Origin of the sequence: Gilliamella sp. Nev5-1 (assembly GCF_001690895.1) — a bacterium.
GTDB classification, from domain to species: Bacteria; Pseudomonadota; Gammaproteobacteria; order Enterobacterales; family Orbaceae; genus Gilliamella; species Gilliamella apicola_C.
On record NZ_LZHO01000081.1, the window covers coordinates 32,388 to 50,382 of the forward strand.

The 17,995-nt window shown below is 36.2% G+C and carries 17 protein-coding genes; 5 read left to right on the top strand and 12 right to left on the bottom strand.

Features of this window, described 5'->3' with window-relative positions; all coding sequences use genetic code 11:
- Positions 1–15: 15 nt before the first annotated feature.
- From A9G41_RS11145 to putP, 7 genes are all read right to left on the bottom strand, one after another.
- Positions 16–741 carry a YfgM family protein gene (locus A9G41_RS11145; protein WP_065583307.1) on the bottom strand — a complete coding sequence of 242 codons (726 nt, stop codon included), beginning with the start codon at positions 739–741 and terminating at the stop codon, positions 16–18.
- A gap of 16 nt (positions 742–757) precedes the next feature.
- Entirely contained in the window at positions 758–2,035 is a 1,278-nt protein-coding gene (gene hisS / locus A9G41_RS11150; RefSeq protein ID WP_075539683.1) for a histidine--tRNA ligase, read from the bottom strand.
- 24 nt (positions 2,036–2,059) lie between these two features.
- On the bottom strand, positions 2,060–3,169 hold the full coding sequence (ispG, locus tag A9G41_RS11155; protein WP_075539684.1) for a flavodoxin-dependent (E)-4-hydroxy-3-methylbut-2-enyl-diphosphate synthase: 1,110 nt from the start codon (positions 3,167–3,169) through the stop codon (positions 2,060–2,062).
- Positions 3,170–3,254: 85 nt separating this feature from the next.
- On the bottom strand, positions 3,255–3,695 hold the full coding sequence (locus A9G41_RS11160) for a helix-turn-helix domain-containing protein (RefSeq protein ID WP_065583304.1): 441 nt from the start codon (positions 3,693–3,695) through the stop codon (positions 3,255–3,257).
- A 59-nt stretch (positions 3,696–3,754) separates the two neighbouring features.
- Positions 3,755–4,621, bottom strand: coding sequence for a pyridoxal kinase PdxY (gene pdxY, locus A9G41_RS11165; protein WP_065583303.1), 867 nt, complete (start codon positions 4,619–4,621; stop codon positions 3,755–3,757).
- A gap of 4 nt (positions 4,622–4,625) precedes the next feature.
- On the bottom strand, positions 4,626–5,897 hold the full coding sequence (tyrS, locus tag A9G41_RS11170; RefSeq protein ID WP_218058022.1) for a tyrosine--tRNA ligase: 1,272 nt from the start codon (positions 5,895–5,897) through the stop codon (positions 4,626–4,628).
- Positions 5,898–5,949: 52 nt separating this feature from the next.
- Complete coding sequence (putP, locus tag A9G41_RS11175) at positions 5,950–7,437, bottom strand: sodium/proline symporter PutP (protein WP_082259654.1); 1,488 nt, start codon at positions 7,435–7,437, stop codon at positions 5,950–5,952.
- A gap of 281 nt (positions 7,438–7,718) precedes the next feature.
- On the opposite strand from putP, the gene nth reads away from it, so the two are divergent.
- On the top strand, positions 7,719–8,357 hold the full coding sequence (nth, locus tag A9G41_RS11180) for an endonuclease III (protein ID WP_065583300.1): 639 nt from the start codon (positions 7,719–7,721) through the stop codon (positions 8,355–8,357).
- A 5-nt stretch (positions 8,358–8,362) separates the two neighbouring features.
- Positions 8,363–8,902: an endonuclease SmrB gene (gene smrB, locus A9G41_RS11185; RefSeq protein WP_075539686.1), complete on the top strand. Its 540-nt coding sequence runs from the start codon at positions 8,363–8,365 to the stop codon at positions 8,900–8,902.
- A gap of 668 nt (positions 8,903–9,570) precedes the next feature.
- On the opposite strand, the gene cgtA is transcribed toward smrB, so the two are convergent.
- The 4 genes from cgtA to rplU all read right to left on the bottom strand — a co-directional run bounded on the left by cgtA (position 9,571) and on the right by rplU (position 12,375).
- Entirely contained in the window at positions 9,571–10,737 is a 1,167-nt protein-coding gene (cgtA, locus tag A9G41_RS11190) for an Obg family GTPase CgtA (RefSeq protein ID WP_075539687.1), read from the bottom strand.
- Positions 10,737–11,702, bottom strand: a complete 966-nt coding sequence (locus tag A9G41_RS11195) for a DMT family transporter (protein ID WP_075539688.1) — start codon at positions 11,700–11,702, stop codon at positions 10,737–10,739. Before A9G41_RS11195 ends, cgtA begins: the two co-directional genes overlap by 1 nt.
- Positions 11,703–11,790: 88 nt before the next feature.
- Entirely contained in the window at positions 11,791–12,051 is a 261-nt protein-coding gene (gene rpmA, locus A9G41_RS11200) for a 50S ribosomal protein L27 (protein WP_034915250.1), read from the bottom strand.
- A 15-nt stretch (positions 12,052–12,066) separates the two neighbouring features.
- Positions 12,067–12,375 (bottom strand): 50S ribosomal protein L21, encoded by a 309-nt coding sequence (rplU, locus tag A9G41_RS11205; protein ID WP_034948580.1) that lies wholly within the window; start codon positions 12,373–12,375, stop codon positions 12,067–12,069.
- A 216-nt stretch (positions 12,376–12,591) separates the two neighbouring features.
- On the opposite strand from rplU, the gene narX reads away from it, so the two are divergent.
- The 3 genes from narX (at position 12,592) to A9G41_RS11220 (ending at position 16,353) form a co-directional block, all read left to right on the top strand.
- Complete coding sequence (narX, locus tag A9G41_RS11210; RefSeq protein ID WP_075539689.1) at positions 12,592–14,406, top strand: nitrate/nitrite two-component system sensor histidine kinase NarX; 1,815 nt, start codon at positions 12,592–12,594, stop codon at positions 14,404–14,406.
- A gap of 11 nt (positions 14,407–14,417) precedes the next feature.
- Positions 14,418–15,071 carry a two-component system response regulator NarL gene (gene narL, locus A9G41_RS11215; protein WP_065568421.1) on the top strand — a complete coding sequence of 218 codons (654 nt, stop codon included), beginning with the start codon at positions 14,418–14,420 and terminating at the stop codon, positions 15,069–15,071.
- Positions 15,072–15,330: 259 nt separating this feature from the next.
- Complete coding sequence (locus A9G41_RS11220; protein WP_065587972.1) at positions 15,331–16,353, top strand: DUF4272 domain-containing protein; 1,023 nt, start codon at positions 15,331–15,333, stop codon at positions 16,351–16,353.
- Positions 16,354–16,538: 185 nt separating this feature from the next.
- Here the strand turns inward: A9G41_RS11220 and cysG are convergent, their stop codons facing one another.
- Entirely contained in the window at positions 16,539–17,924 is a 1,386-nt protein-coding gene (gene cysG, locus A9G41_RS11225) for a siroheme synthase CysG (protein ID WP_065568423.1), read from the bottom strand.
- Positions 17,925–17,995: the final 71 nt, after the last annotated feature.

A 17,995-nucleotide genomic window follows, 5' to 3' on the forward strand; every position in this document is an offset into this window, starting at 1 on the left:
CTTATTGCAGGATAATTAATTTTTACTTTCGTCAGTTACAGCTTGTTTTGCCTTAGCTTCTTGTTCTGCTTTTTCTTTAGCGGCTTGGGCTTCTTGTTCAACTTGTTGTTTTGATTGCAAATATTCAGTTTGATTCAACTTCATTTTAATATTTTCTTCTAAATCTTTGGTTGGATTAGAAGTTAGAGCAACGTTATAAGCGTTAACTGCGTCGGCATAACGCATCATTTTAACTAACACATCACCACGGATATCATTAACAACAGCGCCCCAACTTTCGCTCGTTACATTGCTTAACGATGTTAAACTGTCTTGATATTGACCTTGTTGGTACTGTAAGCGTGCAATACGAATATGGGTAATGGTTCTGACAGGCTCTGAATCGGTTTTCTTTAATACATCAGATAATAATGCTTGTGCACCAGGGTAATCTTTTAATACTTCAACATAAAATTTTGCAGCGCGTAAATTCGCAAACACACTATAAATAGTATCGTCATCTTTCGCAAAAGAAACCAATTCATTAACTGAATCTGGCTTATTATCATCTAATTGAGTAAGTAATTGCTCATATTTATCTGATGATTCTATCGCTTTTTCAGCTTTACAAGATTGCCAATAACGCCAGCCATAAAAAGCGAATAATCCGATCACAAGAACCGCAACCATAATTTTCCATGTTTTAGCAAAAAAGCCCTTTATCTCTTCAAGTTGTTCTTCACTCGATAATTGATGACTCACGTTTTTCTCCTATTTTTTACTTAATTGACAAGCAAGTTTGAACAACGTCTTTTTGTGCAACTTCAACTTGTTCGCCTGTTTGTAAATTTTTAATCATTACTGAATGATTAGCTAGTTCATTTTCACCAATGATCACAGCTATTTTAGCACCTAACCTATCGGCTTTAGCAAATTGTTTCTTAAAATTAGTACTACCGTAATTTGTCATGATTCGCCAATCTGGTAAGCCATCGCGCAACTGCTCTGCAACACGTTGTGCTGCTGAAATTGTTCTTTCATCACCAGAAGATATCATATACACATCAATCAAATTATCGCGATTGAATGTTGGATTAACGGCTTGAACTAATAACACTAAACGCTCAACGCCCATTGCAAAACCCACTGCTGGTGTTGGTTGTCCGCCAAGTTGGCTTACAAGCCCATCATAACGACCACCACCACAAACGGTACCTTGTGCACCTAAGCTACTTGTTACCCATTCAAAAACAGTTCGATTATAATAATCTAATCCACGAACTAATCTTTGATTAATATTGTATTTTATTCCAGCGTTATCCAATAAGCGACATAACCCTTCAAAGTGCTGTTTAGAATCTTCATCTAAATAATCGAACAATTTTGGTGCTTGATTAAGTAGCTCTTGCACAAGTGGATTTTTTGAGTCAAGTACTCTTAATGGATTAGTATACATTCTACGTAAGCAGTCTTCATCCAATTTATCTTTATGTTGTTCAAGAAAAGCAACTAATGCATTTCGATAATTGGCTCTAGCTTCAATCGAACCTATTGAATTTAGCTCAAGAGAGGTATGCTGTTCGATACCCAAAGCTTTCCAGAAACGTGCAGTTAAAAGGATAAGTTCAGCATCAATATTGGGGCCTTCAAGGCCAAAGACTTCAACGCCAAATTGATGAAATTGGCGATAGCGCCCTTTTTGCGGTTTTTCATAACGGAAAGCAGGCCCTAGATACCAAAGGCGTTGTTCTTGATTATAAAAAAGACCATGTTCAATGCCAGCACGGACACAACCTGCGGTAATTTCTGGACGTAAAGTAATACTTTCATCATTACGGTCATTGAATGTGTACATCTCTTTTTCAACAATATCGGTCACTTCACCGACTGCTCGCTTAAATAGCGCAGTGTCTTCAACAATGGGCGTTCTAATTTCGTTATAGCCATAACTGTTTAATACGCCTTTAACAATGTTTTCAATCTGTTGCCAACTTGCACTATCTGTTGGGAGTAAATCATTCATACCTCGTATAGATTGGATCTTTCTCTCTGTCATTTATTTATTCGCTATCTAATAAAATTATAATTCAGTTGCTGTAATTCTGTTTTTCAATATTAATGCTTTAGCCCGAATTTTAGCTTCTAATTCATCAATCATTTTTTCATTATCAATACGGCCAATACGCACACCATCTTCATAAAAACCACTTTTGTTATGACCGCCAGCAACCCCCATGGTTGAAGCTAACGCTTCGCCCGGACCGTTAACCACACAACCAATAATTGACACATCCATTGGTGTAACAATATCTTCTAATCGCTGCTCTAATGCATTGACGGTATTAATCACATCAAACTCTTGGCGCGAACAGGTTGGACACGCAATAAAATTAATACCACGAGACCGTATACGCAGTGATTTTAAGATATCAAATCCAACTTTAACTTCTTCCGTAGGATCGGCAGCTAGGGATACGCGGAGTGTATCGCCAATCCCTTCTGATAGCAATAATCCTAATCCAATGGCCGATTTAATCGCACCACTCCGCACTCCACCCGCCTCAGTTATGCCCAAATGCAATGGCTGCTTAATTTGTTTAGCTAACAAACGATAAGCGTCAACCGCAGTAAACACATCAGATGCTTTTACACTAACTTTAAACTGATCAAAATTAAGCCTGTCAAGTATATCAACATGACGCATCGCTGATTCAACAATCGCTTTTGGGGTTGGCTCCCCATATTTCTCTTGGATATCTTTTTCCAGCGAGCCCGAATTAACACCAATGCGTATAGGAATATTTTTATCTTTGGCACAATCAACAACAGCCCTAATTCTTGACTCATTACCAATATTACCAGGGTTAATTCTCAAACAATCAACACCATATTCCGCCACTTTCAAAGCTATACGATAATCAAAATGAATATCAGCAATGAGCGGAACTTTAGATTGTTGTTTAATAAATTTAAATGCCTCTGCTGCATCCATCGTTGGAATGGAAACACGCACAATATCCACACCAACACGCTCAAGCGCTTGAATTTGGGCTACGGTTTTTTCTACATCAGTGGTGCGAGTATTTGTCATCGATTGAACCGCAATTGGCGCTCCGCAACCAATAGGGACATTACCGACATAAATTCGGGTAGATTCTCGTCTAAAAATTGGCGAATCTTGATGGCTCATACACTCTTAACTATATTACAAAATAACTAGCCAGCAATCTTAACAAGATTTAAGACAAATGTCTGTATGAGAATAAGAAAATTTGCTAACTATTAACACGAGTAGATGAGGATGGTGAAATATAATGGCTTACTTCAATAAGGTTATTTTTACTTTCTTTATTCACATAATATAACGTTATACCGAGAGCACAAAAAAGAATAAATAATCCAATAAAAATAAAGGGGAGCTTCCCTGGCTTTTTAGTTATAAATGCTTGCGTTTGGTATTTCTTTTGCTGAGATTTAGATTGTTGGGTTAACTCATCAATATAAGGTTGATACTGATCAACAGGTAAACCGACAATATCGGCATAAGATCGAATATAACCTTTTACAAAAACAAGAGGGGCGTGAGGCAATTGGTCTTTTTCGATATCAGCAACTACCGTTTTCCGCACATGAATTTTATTGGCAATATCATCTTGAGTTAATCCCATTTGTTCTCGTAAATCAGTGAGCATCACTCCTAGTGAAATATTGTCCATTATCCCCTCATAAACTTAATACTAACCGTTGTAAAACACCTTCTTTACATATTCTATAACTAATCAATTTTTTTTGCATTAAACCATTGTGTTGGTTTTTCAATTTCATGTTGCGCTGCCACTAATTGTAACTCATACTCATCTTGTCTTAACGTTTCAAGCATAACAGCATAGACAGCTGAAGTAGTATGTTCTAAGGCTTCAACCAATGATTTTCCCAGTAAAATATTAGCTAAAAATAACCCGCTAGTCATATCGCCAACACCAACTGGTTGCCTTACGCCAAAATCAACTAATGGACGATCAATATGCCATGCTTCGTCTTTAGTTACAAGCAACATTTCAAAACGATCATTTTTATAGCCAGCTCTGCTTAAATGTTTAACTAAAATAGCTTTAGGTCCTTTTTTGCATAGCTCACGGCAAGCTAAAATCGCTTCGTCAACATTATTAATCCGTTGTTTACCATTTAGCTCTTCAAGTTCTAAGATATTTGGTGCCATCATATCTGCCATAGGCAGTGCTGTATTGCATAAAAATTCAGATACCCCAGGAGCAACAAAGCATCCTTTTTCTGGATGTCCCATTACAGGATCGCAAAGATAGATGGCATCAGGGTTGACAGCCTTTACTTTTTTAACTATTTCAATAATGGCATTACCTTGCTCTGGCGAGCCCATATAACCACTTAACACCGCATTACAACGTTTTAATTCACCAATCTCATTGATCCCATCGGCAATCTCGGTTAAATGAGACGCCGACATTACCGTTCCAGTCCATTGGCGATATTGAGTATGATTAGAAAATTGTACGGTGTTTAAAGGCCAAACATTGACACCTAATCGACGAATAGGAAACTCAGCTGCACTATTTCCAGCATGACCAAATACCACATGAGACTGAATCGATAAAATATTTTTCATGAAATTAGCTCCAAATTAACAAGCAGTAATATTTTTTACCACGACGAAGTAAAGTATAACGATTAAAGAGCTTATCGCTATCAGCAAAACGGTAATCTGTTGTTGTATTACGTTCACCATTAATAGAAATAGCATTAGATTCAATCATCGTTCTTGCCTGCCCTCTTGAAGGTGCAAACTGTGCATTAACGATCGCTTGTTGTAAATCAACATCCGAACCAACGGCTAGCGTTGGCATACCGTCTTGAGCTAATTGTTCAAAATCAGCCTCTGATAGGTCAGCTAATTTACCAGAAAATAAACTGTCTGTAATACGTTTTGCCGCAACCAGACCCTCTTCACCATGAACAAGACGCGTAACTTGTTCAGCAAGCACATATTGAGCTCTTGGCGCAACACCACTATTTTTATCTTCTTCTTCCAATGCATCAATTTCACTTAATGGCATAAATGTAAAGAATTTTAAGAATCGATACACATCAGCGTCTGCCGTATTGATCCAGAACTGATAGAATTTATAAGGGCTTGTCTTTTTCGGATCTAACCATACTGCACCACTTTCTGTTTTACCAAATTTGGTACCATCTGATTTAGTGATTAGCGGCACAGTCAAACCATAAACCTGTTTTTGATGTAAACGACGGGTTAAATCGATACCGGCAGTAATATTCCCCCACTGATCAGAACCACCAATTTGTAAAACAACATCATGCGATTTATTCAAACACGCAAAATCATAAGATTGTAATAAACTATAAGAAAACTCAGTAAATGAGATCCCCGCCTCATCGCGATCAATACGTTGTTTAACTGATTCTTTATTGATCATCGCATTAACCGAGAAGTACTTGCCAATGTCACGTAAAAAGGTCAGTACATTCATACCACTAAACCAATCATAGTTATTGGCAACAATGGCTGCATTTTCACCACAATTAAAATCAAGAAATGGAGAAACTTGCTGTTTAATTTTTTCACTCCATTCAACCACTGTTTCTTCAGTATTAAGTTTACGTTCAACCGCTTTAAAACTTGGATCACCAATTAATCCTGTTGCCCCACCGACTAAAGCTACAGGCTTATGGCCAGCTAACTGAAATCGTTTTAAACAAAGTAATGGGACTAAATGACCGAGGTGTAAACTATCTGCAGTTGGATCAAAACCACAATAAAGCGCAATTGAATTTTGCTCAATTTGTTCTACTAGCGCTTTTTCATCGGTAAGTTGAGCAATCAGCCCACGTTCCTGTAGTTGTTTGATCACATTTTTTGTCATGATATTTTACCTATTAAATTTATTACGTTTATATTCTAGTTTAAATAAAATGTTATTCTGTTTTGTTATGGTAACGTTTATACGCTTGTTTAAAATGATCTTCCACTATATTGTTAGGCCTTTCATCAATAAGGCTAACAATAATAATCGCTATAGAAGAAAAAACAAACCCAGGGATAAGTGAATAAAGATTAAACCAATTAAAATTAAGCCATAGCAATACCGTTACAGCACCTGTTATCATTCCAGCTAAAGCACCATTACGAGTCATACGAGACCAAAAAACAGAAAATATGATTATAGGTCCAAATGCCGCACCAAATCCGGCCCAAGCGTGGCTCACTAAATCAAGTACGCTATTATTTGGATTAATGGCTAATAAAATAGCAATAACTGAAACTAACAACACCATAATACGACCAACCCAAACAAGCTCTTTTTGTTTTGCTTCCGGTCTAAAAAATGCACGATAAAAATCTTCTGTTAGTGCACTTGAACAAACAAGCAATTGGCAACTTAATGTACTCATTACTGCCGCTAAAATAGCCGCAAGCAAAATACCAGCAACCCAAGGATTAAAAAGCAACTTAGATAGCTCAATAAAGATACGTTCATGTTTGCCATTATTAATCAAATAACCTAAATATGGATGATGAGCAAAAAAGGCAATACCAAAAAAGCCAACTGTAATTGCGCCCCCTAAGCATAAAACCATCCAAGTCATACTAATTCTACGCGCATTTCTCATAACTTCATGGGAATCAGCCGCCATAAACCTAGCTAAAATATGAGGTTGACCAAAATAACCAAGCCCCCAACCTAATAAGGAAATAACAGAAATAAAATCCATATGAGCTAATAAATTGGTATAATCAGGGTTAAGTGATTCAATATATACCATTGCATCAGAAAAACCACCTGCATTTACCATAACCATAATTGGCGTTAAGATAAGGGCGAACATCATCAAACTAGCCTGAATAGTATCCGTCCAACTTACTGCTAAAAAACCGCCAATAAAGGTATAGATAATTGTTGCACCAGCACCGGCTAACATAGCCCAACCATAACTCATACCAAATGTACTTTCAAATAACTTTGCACCGGCAACCACACCCGAAGCACAATAAATGGTAAAAAAGATAAGAATAATCAAAGCTGAAATAATGCGAAGCAAAGAACTTTTATCATCAAATCGCCGCGCAAAATAATCAGGTAATGTTAAAGAGTTATGATTGACTTCAGTAAAAACACGCAATCGCCCAGCAATCAATAACCAATTGAGGTATGCGCCAATGATAAGTCCAATGGCAATCCAACTTTGAGAAATGCCAAACAAAAAAACCGCACCTGGTAACCCCATCAGCAACCAGCCGCTCATATCAGATGCACCCGCCGAAAGCGCAGTCACAACACTACCAATACGACGCCCACCTAAAATATAGTCACCAAAATTCTGCGTTGATCGAAACGCAAAATAGCCAATCGCAATCATTCCTAAAATGTACACAGCAAAGGTAACAATCATGGGTAAGGACATATTAAAAAAAACCTTATTTGATGAAATTAAAAAGAGTTGGTTAGCTTACCATAAAATCAACATGCTAAAAAGACAGTGATGATGAATGTAAATACGCAAATAAATAAAACCGATATAATGTTTCAAATAAATTCAACTCACAATCTGTAATTTCGTACACAATCAATTAGTACACTATCAATTTTATTGTTTATAACTCTAGAAAAACTAACAATTACCTACAGATAAACAATAAATAAAAGTATATAATATGTCTAAATAACTTTTAATATCATTATTTCGTGAAACAATTAACCCGAATCCAAATTTTAGAAAGACTAAAGGATCATATTAAAGATCCAACAACAGAGCTAATTTATCAAACACCTTTTGAGCTACTAATCGCCGTTGTGCTTTCAGCACAAGCAACTGATGTGAGTGTAAACAAAGCCACTAAACCCTTGTTTGCTATTGCCAATACTGCTGAGCAAATTTTGGCGCTTGGTATTGATAAATTAAAAAGTTATATTCGCACTATTGGGCTATATAATAGTAAGGCTGAGAATATTATAAAAACATGCCAAATTTTAGTTAATAAATATCAAGGTGAAGTGCCAGAAGATTTTAATTCGCTTATTGAACTGCCTGGCGTTGGACGAAAAACGGCTAACGTTGTCTTAAATACAGCCTTTGGTTGGCCAACTATTGCCGTTGATACTCATATATTTCGAGTCAGCAACCGCACTGGTTTTGCACCTGGAAAAACAGTTGAGGCTGTTGAAGAAAAATTGCTGAAAGTTGTACCTAAAGAGTACAAAATCAATTGCCACCATTGGCTAATTTTGCATGGCCGTTATACCTGTATTGCGCGTAAGCCTCGGTGCGGTTCTTGTGTGATTGAAGATTTATGCGAATTTAAAGAAAAAATTTACCCAGAGTGAGAATCATGCTAAATAAATTTAAATTAGATCATGAAGATATCGACTTATTTAAAAACAGTATTGGTAATATCAAAAAGATTAAGCAAGATACCGTTATTCATAAACCGATAAAACGCTCACAAAAAACGGTAGAAACAAAAAAATTACAACATGAAAAAGATCATGCTGAATTTTACTTTTCCGATAATTACCAACCATTATTGCAAGAAGATCCTATCCGCTATAGCAGAGAAAATGCTGATCCTTACGAAGTAAAAAAATTGCGCCGTGGATTTTATAACCCGGAATTCTTTTTAGACTTGCACGGGCTTACTCAACAAGAAGCTAAAAAAGAAATTGCAGCCCTTATCGCTGCATGTTTAAGAGAAAGAGCGCATTGTGCGTGTATTATGTATGGTCATGGTAAAAATATATTAAAAAAACAAACACCACTGTGGCTTGCACAACATCCACGTATTATTTGTTTTCATCAAGCCCCCAAAGAGTTTGGTGGTAGTGCTGCATTATTGATTTTATTTGATATTAATGAATTAACAGATATTTAAAATAACATATATCTCATCGATATATTCAAAAATATTCAATCATATTATTTCATAATATTTATTGTTATACGATTCACAACATATAGCTAACAAAGCAATCATTGTGTCGAACAAAATATTGACGTTGTCACATAAAATATATCGTTGTTACACTCATTTTTGATATCAAAAAATATCCGTATAAAATGGATGACTAAATATTCAACATAATGGAAAAACAAAAAAATCTTATGATAGAGCTAAATAGGTGTAGAGAGGTTAGGAAAAATATTAAAGTGCAATACCCAAAATTATTTAGCAATAAATTAGAAAAGAAAACTAATTTTAATATTGGATTGATTACCACTAAACTGCTATCTGTAAAATAAAAAAGCCAGCTTAATTAAGCTGGCAAACATTGGAAGCAATGTGAGCAATGTCATACTTTCCAGAAGCCTTTCTACGCTCTAACAAAGTACGCTCTAATGATAATGATTATCATTATTAAAATCAAGCTTTTTTTGACTTCTTCTAGTTACATAGCAATAAATTTATTATTCTCTTATTTTATAAATAATAAATTTACATTTGCTCAATACAAAAAAATAAAGCAGAAGCTTTCCCTTCTGCTTTTATAATACGATTTCACGCAATGAATAAATTATTTTAGATTAAGACAATCATCCTTATTATTTTTGATAAATAAACTCAACACCCTCTTCATCGCTTTCGTCCCAACCCTCAAATTCTTCATCATCATCAAAAGCTTCATCCATTACTTGTTGATGATAATCATCCCACATAAACTCAACTTTTTCCGGCGATGATTCTGCCTGCTCGGTTTCACGTGGATGTGCATTAATATATTCCATTAAATCCCAGCATAAAGCCTTTACACCTTCGTGGTTAATTGCAGAAATAGTATAATATTTATCTTGCCAACCAAGTGCCTTAGCAATTTCAGCTGCTCTCTCAGCCCCCTCTTCAGCACCTAATACATCCATTTTATTAAACACTAACCAACGCGGTTTATTAGCTATTTTTTCACTATACTGATGTAGTTCTTGGATAATGACTTTTGCATTCTCGATCGGATCAGAGCCATCAATTGGTGCGATATCAATTAAATGTACTAACACTCGGCAACGTTCAAGATGCTTTAAGAAACGAATACCAAGCCCTGCTCCATCAGATGCACCTTCTATCAATCCAGGAATGTCAGCAACAACAAAACTCTGTTCGTTATCCATTCTGACCACACCCAAGCTAGGTACTAATGTTGTAAATGGGTAATCCGCTACCTTTGGCTTGGCTGCTGAAACAGCACGAATAAACGTTGATTTACCCGCATTAGGTAAGCCTAACATTCCCACATCAGCAAGTAATAATAACTCTAATAACACATCGCGTTTTTCGCCTGGCGTACCATCCGTTTTTTGCCTTGGCGCACGATTTACTGATGATTTAAAACGTGCATTTCCTAGGCCATGAAAGCCACCTTTAGCAACCAATACTTTTTGTTGGTGATGCGTTAAATCGCCAATAACTTCACCAGTATATTTATCCGTAATTCGCGTTCCTACAGGCACTTTAACAGTGATATCTCGACCTCGTTTACCGGTACAATCAGAACCTTGCCCATTTTGACCACGTTCAGCACGGTAATTTTTTTCAAACTGAAAATCAACAAGTGTATTCAAATTCTCATCAGCGATAAAAAATACATCACCACCATCACCACCATCACCACCGTCAGGGCCACCTTTAGGTATATATTTTTCTCGGCGAAAACCGACACAACCATTTCCACCATCTCCAGCTTCGACTCGAATTGAAGCTTCATCTACAAATTTCATTATTCTTCCCCTTTATTGCGGTTAATTAGCCAGCCTTTTCTTGGATGCCAAATATAATGCCCAATGGTCGCAAACATTGCGCCCGCAACAACAGACACTGCGCCAATATAACCTAAAATATTTAAATATTGCATAGCAAACTTTTCAGGCCAAATTAATGCAAACAGATCTGAAAAGACAAGTGCAAATAATGGCGTTAGGGTTGTTATAGCACTAACTTGTGCCGCTTGCCACCGCTCCATTGCCATCACTAACGCACCATATGCAATGATAGTATTTAAACCACAAAATATAATTGCAAAAAGTTGCGTTGCATCAGCATTTGCAATCCTGCTTGGTGAAGTAAATGGCATCAAAAACACGGTACAAATAAGGTAAATTAACCAAAGTAGCTGTTCTGCACGTAATTTACGTAATAACACCTTTTGAGCAAGTGCATAGCAAGCCCATGAGACCGAAGCAAGTAAACCAAGCCAAACCCCTATACCATACGAAGACATATTAGAAAACAGATCTGCAATATTTTTATTAAAAAATAGCCCTAACCCAATTAGTAAGACTAAAATACCAATGATCTGAGTCGGTCTTAGTCGCTCTTTAAAAATTAAAGCGCTTGACACCATAAATATCACAATGCCAGTTTGCCCAACAACTTGGGCTGTTGTGGCTGAAAGGTATTGAACTGCACTAGCAAATAATACAAAATTACCCAGCAATCCAAATCCAGCAATTATCAATAATATAAAGCGACGGCGTTTTTTAAACATCATTAAACTAGGAAATTGCTTTTTATAAGCCAACCAAATGGTAATCCCAAGCGCTGAAATAGCTAACCTAGACCAGGCTAATGTCAAGGGATCAACAACCACTAGTGCATATTTCATTGCAACTGGCACAATGCCCCACATCACCGCAGTTAACATGGCAAGTGCAAAACCTAATTTAACATTTTGCTGTTTTATCATATCGCTATCGATTTTATATGCGTTTAAAGAAAAGAAAAAAGCCCCACAATAACTGTGAGGCTTTTATAACTTTTGACCCGCTGTTAAGTTAGCTATTTGCAACTACACTAACATAACGACGGTTTTTAGGTCCTTTAACTTCAAATTTTACTTGCCCATCAATTAAGGCAAATAGAGTATGATCGCGACCACAACCTACATTGGTACCTGGGTGAAATTGAGTTCCACGTTGACGAACTAAAATATTACCAGCAAGAACTTCTTGACTACCATAACGTTTAACACCTAAACGTTTACTTTGGGAATCACGACCATTACGTGATGAACCACCAGCCTTCTTATGTGCCATTGTGCGATACTCCTATTAAGCGATTGCAGTGATCTTCACATCAGTGAACCACTGACGGTGACCTTGTTGTTTACGATAGTGTTTACGACGACGGAATTTAACAATTTTCACTTTGTCACCACGACCGTGCTCAACAATTTCTGCTTTAATTGTTGCACCTTCAACAAACGGAGCACCAACTTTGATGTCTTCACCATTTGCTACCATTAAAACTTTATCGAAAACAACTTCTGAGCCTGTTTCGACTTCAATTTTTTCCAAGCGAACGACTTGACCTTCGCTAACTCGGTGTTGCTTACCACCACTTTGGAAAACTGCGTACATACTTAACTCCGCAATAAAAAGCAGACGATTACTTGATTAAACATATATGTCTGCATTGATTAATCTTATAGGGCGTGAATTTTACGCAAAATTTATGCTTGTTGCAAGCGCTGTTTACCAAAAGATCGCAAAAAGTGACAAAAAAGATCAGCGGTACACTTTTTTCAAGCTACAATAATCATAAATTATTAGTTACCCAAAACAAATTATAAAATAATGATGAGTGCTTATACACCGAAAAGAAAAATTGGCCACACCGCATCAATTATTAACCGTTTAACGCTATTATTGTTTTTTTTAGGGATGATTGCTTTAGTCGCATTATCGTTTTCAATTCAGGTAGCCAACGATGCCAAAGGTGGCGCATACATGGTAAATCAATTGGGGCTACTGAGAATGAAAAACTACCAATTGCTTACTATGATACCACTGGATGAAAGAGAGTATGACCGTTTAAATATATTTAGTGATATTGCTTCATCACAACCGCATTTAATGCTTTTAAAACGTTATGACTTAATGAATGAATTTAATCAATTACAACTTGATTGGAATACTCACATTGCCATTAAAATACAGCAAGCAAAAAAATTGAATGAGATAAAAACTGACATTGAAAACTATGTAACTCGTATCAACCATTTGGTGCATAAGATTGATCAAAAAACCGAAAGTAAAATTTATTATATTTCTCAATTACAACAATTATTTATTGCCATTATTGTCTGTTTTTTAATTGTTCAAATTTATTACTTGCGTTATTACCTGCTTGCACCATGGCAAAAGCTACTAGATATGGCGGAAGCTATTACAAATCACAATTTTAAAGAACGTTTTAATATTAGAAACCCAAAAAATGAGTTTGATCTATTAGGGCTGGCTTTTAATCGGATGTCAGAGCAGATCGAATCACAATATTTATTGCTAGGACAACAAGTTGCTGAAAAAACAGCCAAGTTACAACAAACCAATAAAATCGTTTCATTTCAATACCAAGCAACAAAACAACTACATACTTCAGAGCCATTATGTGCCCGTTTTTTAAAAATCCTACGTCAATTAGAAGAGTTAGTGCCATTAACTCACTTTCAAATTCGCTTTTATGAATCCGATGATCCTGAGCATTATCAACAAGCCAGTTACGATAACGAGCAAAAATTACCTTATTGCCAAAGCCCTAAATGCAATGCATGTTTAATCTCGTCCAAGCATGGTTCCGAAAAAAACCTTCAACGCCATTGGTATCTTCAAGAAAACGGAGAAAAATATGGGATATTATTTGCTTTGCAACCAACGGGATTAATATTAACCGATGAGCAAGAAAGCTTAATTATGGGGCTCATTGAGCAAATGACTACAGCAATGAAGCTAGAGAGAAAAATAGAACAACAGAAACAATATTTATTAATGAAAGAACGCTCTGCTATGGCCAGAGAACTGCATGATTCGATAGCACAATCACTTTCTTGTTTAAAAATACACCTTAGTTGCTTACAAATGCAATCAGATCTCACATCACAAAGCAGTATTGATTTATTAGCAACCATGCGTAAAGAAATCAATCTTACCTATTCACAATTAAGAGAACTCATTACCTCTTTCCGTTTACGTCTCAATCGCACAGGCTTTTATGCAAGTTTAATCGAACTCATTGAAGAGTTTAACCAAAAATTACAATTCAATATTCAATTTGAATACCAATTACCACTTAATATTATTAATAGTAAATATGCATTTCATTTATTACAGATTATTCGAGAAGGACTAAATAATATATACAAACATGCAAAAGCCACACAAGTCTCTGTCAATTTAAAAATGAATGATGATCAAATTGTTTCTGTTTGTATTGAAGATAATGGTATTGGTTTACAAAACAATATTAAACAGGATAATCGTTATGGACTAATTATTATGCGTGATAGGGTTGAAATACTAAATGGCAATTTATCAATCAACAGCAAACCTCATGTAGGAACACAAATTATGGTAGCATTTAAAGCAAACAAAACCATTCCATTAAAAAAATAGATGAGTAAAAAATGGAACAAATAAATAGTTCAATTCTTCTTATTGATGATCACCCAATGTTAAGAAATGGCGTGAAACAATTAATAAACACAGTAAACCATTTTGAAATTGTGGGAGAAGCTGGCTCAGGTATCGAAGGGGTTAAATTAGCCCAAGAGCTCGATCCTGATATTATTCTGCTCGATATCAATATGCAAGATGTCAATGGGCTAGAAATATTGCGCTATTTACGGGAGAAAAACATCGCAAGTCGCATTATTATGTTCACCGTATCGGACGCAAAAGAAGATATTATCACGGCACTAAAAACAGGTGCTGATGGGTATTTATTAAAAGATATGGAACCAGAAGATTTTCTAAAATCACTCAAAGAAATCTCGCTTGGAAAGTTAATTATGGATGATGCTATTTCACATATTATCCTCAATTATATGCGTCATGGTGAAGAACAGCTTACTAATCAAACTCACGATGTGAGCCTATTGACACCAAGAGAAAATGAAATTTTTAATTTATTAGTTCAAGGCCTGCCGAATAAATTAATTGCAAAAGAGCTAGGTATCGTAGAAAGTACTGTAAAAGTACACATCAAAAGCATATTCAAAAAACTTAATTTTAAATCACGAATGGAAATGACCGTATGGTATCTACAAAGTAAGGAATAATCTTAGCCATTGAAAAATAAAAATAGATAAATCGTTATGCGTTATCTTTGTTTAATAAAGTAAAACAATTTATAACCTAAAAACTTCCTGTTCGGCGAATTAGTAAATAACATTATTCATTTAACAAAATAACAAACATGACAAAAATCAAACAACGCATTGAAAACTAGAAAGATATGATAACTTATAATAGAATTGTGCAAATAAATAGCTGCTATTTATAGCCATACACATAAAATCTACAATAGGAATGTTTGAAATGCCAATATTGATTAATGCTTATTCTACAGTCACTCACCCACCAGCCATTGATTTCCCTTGTGAACGTTTATGTCATCGTGGATTAGATGATCCTGAATTGATGAAACACCTTGATGGTTTTATCGGTTATGTCATGCAAGCAGGCGATGGGCAGATGAATTCACGTCGTTATGCTTTGTATCGCCATATCCAACGAATTAAACACCAATGGACCTTTGAGATTGAAGAAGATAATTTCAATGAATTTACCACTTGGGGGTGGCAGGTAAATGCCATTATATTTATGCCAGATGGCACGATTCGAAATCCTGATGGAGATGTCTTACAAGATCCTGATGGGGATATTGATTTAGATGCAGTTATGCCTTATCCACCAGAAGCATTAAAGCGCAAAGCAAAAACGGAGCAGTATTTAGCTAAATTAGGATTGCATACACCGACACATTTACCACCGGTTATTGCTGAATCCGAAGTCATACTTAGAACACCAGAAGAAGTCGCTGCACGTGCTTTAGCGATAATGTTAACAGGTATTCAAGCCGAAAGTTTTCGAGAAAATGATCCGATTAATCCGATGGAATTTAAAGAACGTTGCCCAACGGGGTTTGCGGCTTTATCAAATAATGAACGTGACTTTATTTATAGCGAGCAACCAACAGAGCAAGATGTAATAGATATGTCTTGGAAATATGAGGCACTATTACCTTTACAATGGGCAATCAAGTGGCAATCTGAGCTTCCTTTTGCTGATACCATCTGTAATGTTTCATCGTTAGTTGACGAAGGGATGCAACACTGTGAGCAAGATAATTCTACAGTAACCTTAAGACCAGTTAGTGAATTGTTAGATGCTTTAGATTTACATTACCGCTTACATTGGATAACCACAGATTATCAAATGAAAGATAAGCAACCACCCGCTTCAATAATAAGTGACGTTATTCAAGAGCGCCATTATGCATTAAATTGGTTAACTTGCTTTGAAAATGCGGATTGGGATGATGTCGATACACCGACCTAATATTTTGTCTTATTATTTAGCAGGCACCATGCCGTATTAAATTAGTAGATACTGTATTAAATTAGTAGATACTTTATTCATTGGCTAATGATTCATCTCATTAGCCATTTTTTAAAGTGAATAACTGAACCTTTTATAAGTAACGAAAAAATACAATCGTAGCATTGCGCACAACTAAAACTAATTTAGCTGTTCCCATTACTATCAGAAAACCAACTCAGTTTTTCACGTAATGCCACAACCGGGCCAATAATAATTAAACTCGGACTACAAGCTTGTAATGATAGTTGCGTTAAATGACATAACAAACCCGATATAACTTTTTGCTTCGTTGTTGTACCTTCTTCTACAATGGCAACTGGCGTATTTGCATCCATACCATGCTTAATTAACTGTTTTTCGATGTTTGCAGCTTGAGATAAACCCATATAAAAAACCAGTGTTTGTTTTTCGGCTGCTAAACTTTGCCAATCAAGGTGGCTACCATCTTTCAAATGCCCTGTAATTAACCGTACACTATGCGCGTAACTTCGATGCGTTAATGGAATGCCGCTATAAGCAGAACACCCCGACGCTGCCGTAATGCCTGGCACGACCGAAAAAGGAATATCAGCGTTAAATAATGTTTCTAACTCTTCACCACCTCGACCAAAAATAAACGGATCGCCACCTTTTAAACGCACAACACGCTTACCTTTTTTAGCTTGCTGTAAAAGAATTTGATTGATTTGTTCTTGAGGTACACAATGAAATCCGGCTCGTTTACCAACAAAAATACGTTTAGCATCTCGGCGAGCAAGATTCATAATTTCATCTGAGACTAATCTATCATAGACAATAATATCTGCCTGCTGGATCTGTTGTAATCCTTTTAAAGTCAATAACCCAGCATCACCAGGACCCGCTCCGACTAACACAACCTCACCTCGAGAATCAAGCGAGGCATCAAATAACTCATTAGTGAGCTTCTCAACACGCTCAGAATCATTATTTGCAATTGCTTGAGCCAACCTGTCATGAGAAAACAACCTCTCCCAAAAACGACGGCGCTCAGTGATTGTTTGATAGGTTTTTTTAACTTTATTGCGCAAATAACCTGAATATTTAGCCAGTTTTCCTAAATGTTCGGGCAAAATAGATTCTAATTTCTCACGCAATAATCTAGCCAAAACAGGAGCATGCCCCTCTGAAGACACGGCTACCATAATAGGCGAGCGATCGATAATTGAAGGCATAATAAAACTAGCCTCCTTAGGAGAATCAACCACATTACAAAAAACACACCGTTTTTCAGCCTCAAGGCTCACTTTTTGGTTAATATCTTGGCAATCTGTGGCAGCAATAACCAGCCACTTATTATCAAGTAATTGTGCATTAAATTCCCCTTGAACTAGGGTAAGTTGCTGTTGTTCATGCCAACACATAAATTGCTCATTAAACGATTGAGAATTAACCGTAAGACGTGCGCCCGCTTCAAGTAATAGCCGCGCTTTACGTTCAGCAACTTCACCACCACCGACTAACAAACAATCACGGTTTTCTAACTTACAAAATAAGGGGAAATAATCCATAACACCTCAAAATAAAACATCTTTTTAACAATTTACTGATAATCAATCTAACAATAGCACTCTATGCATTA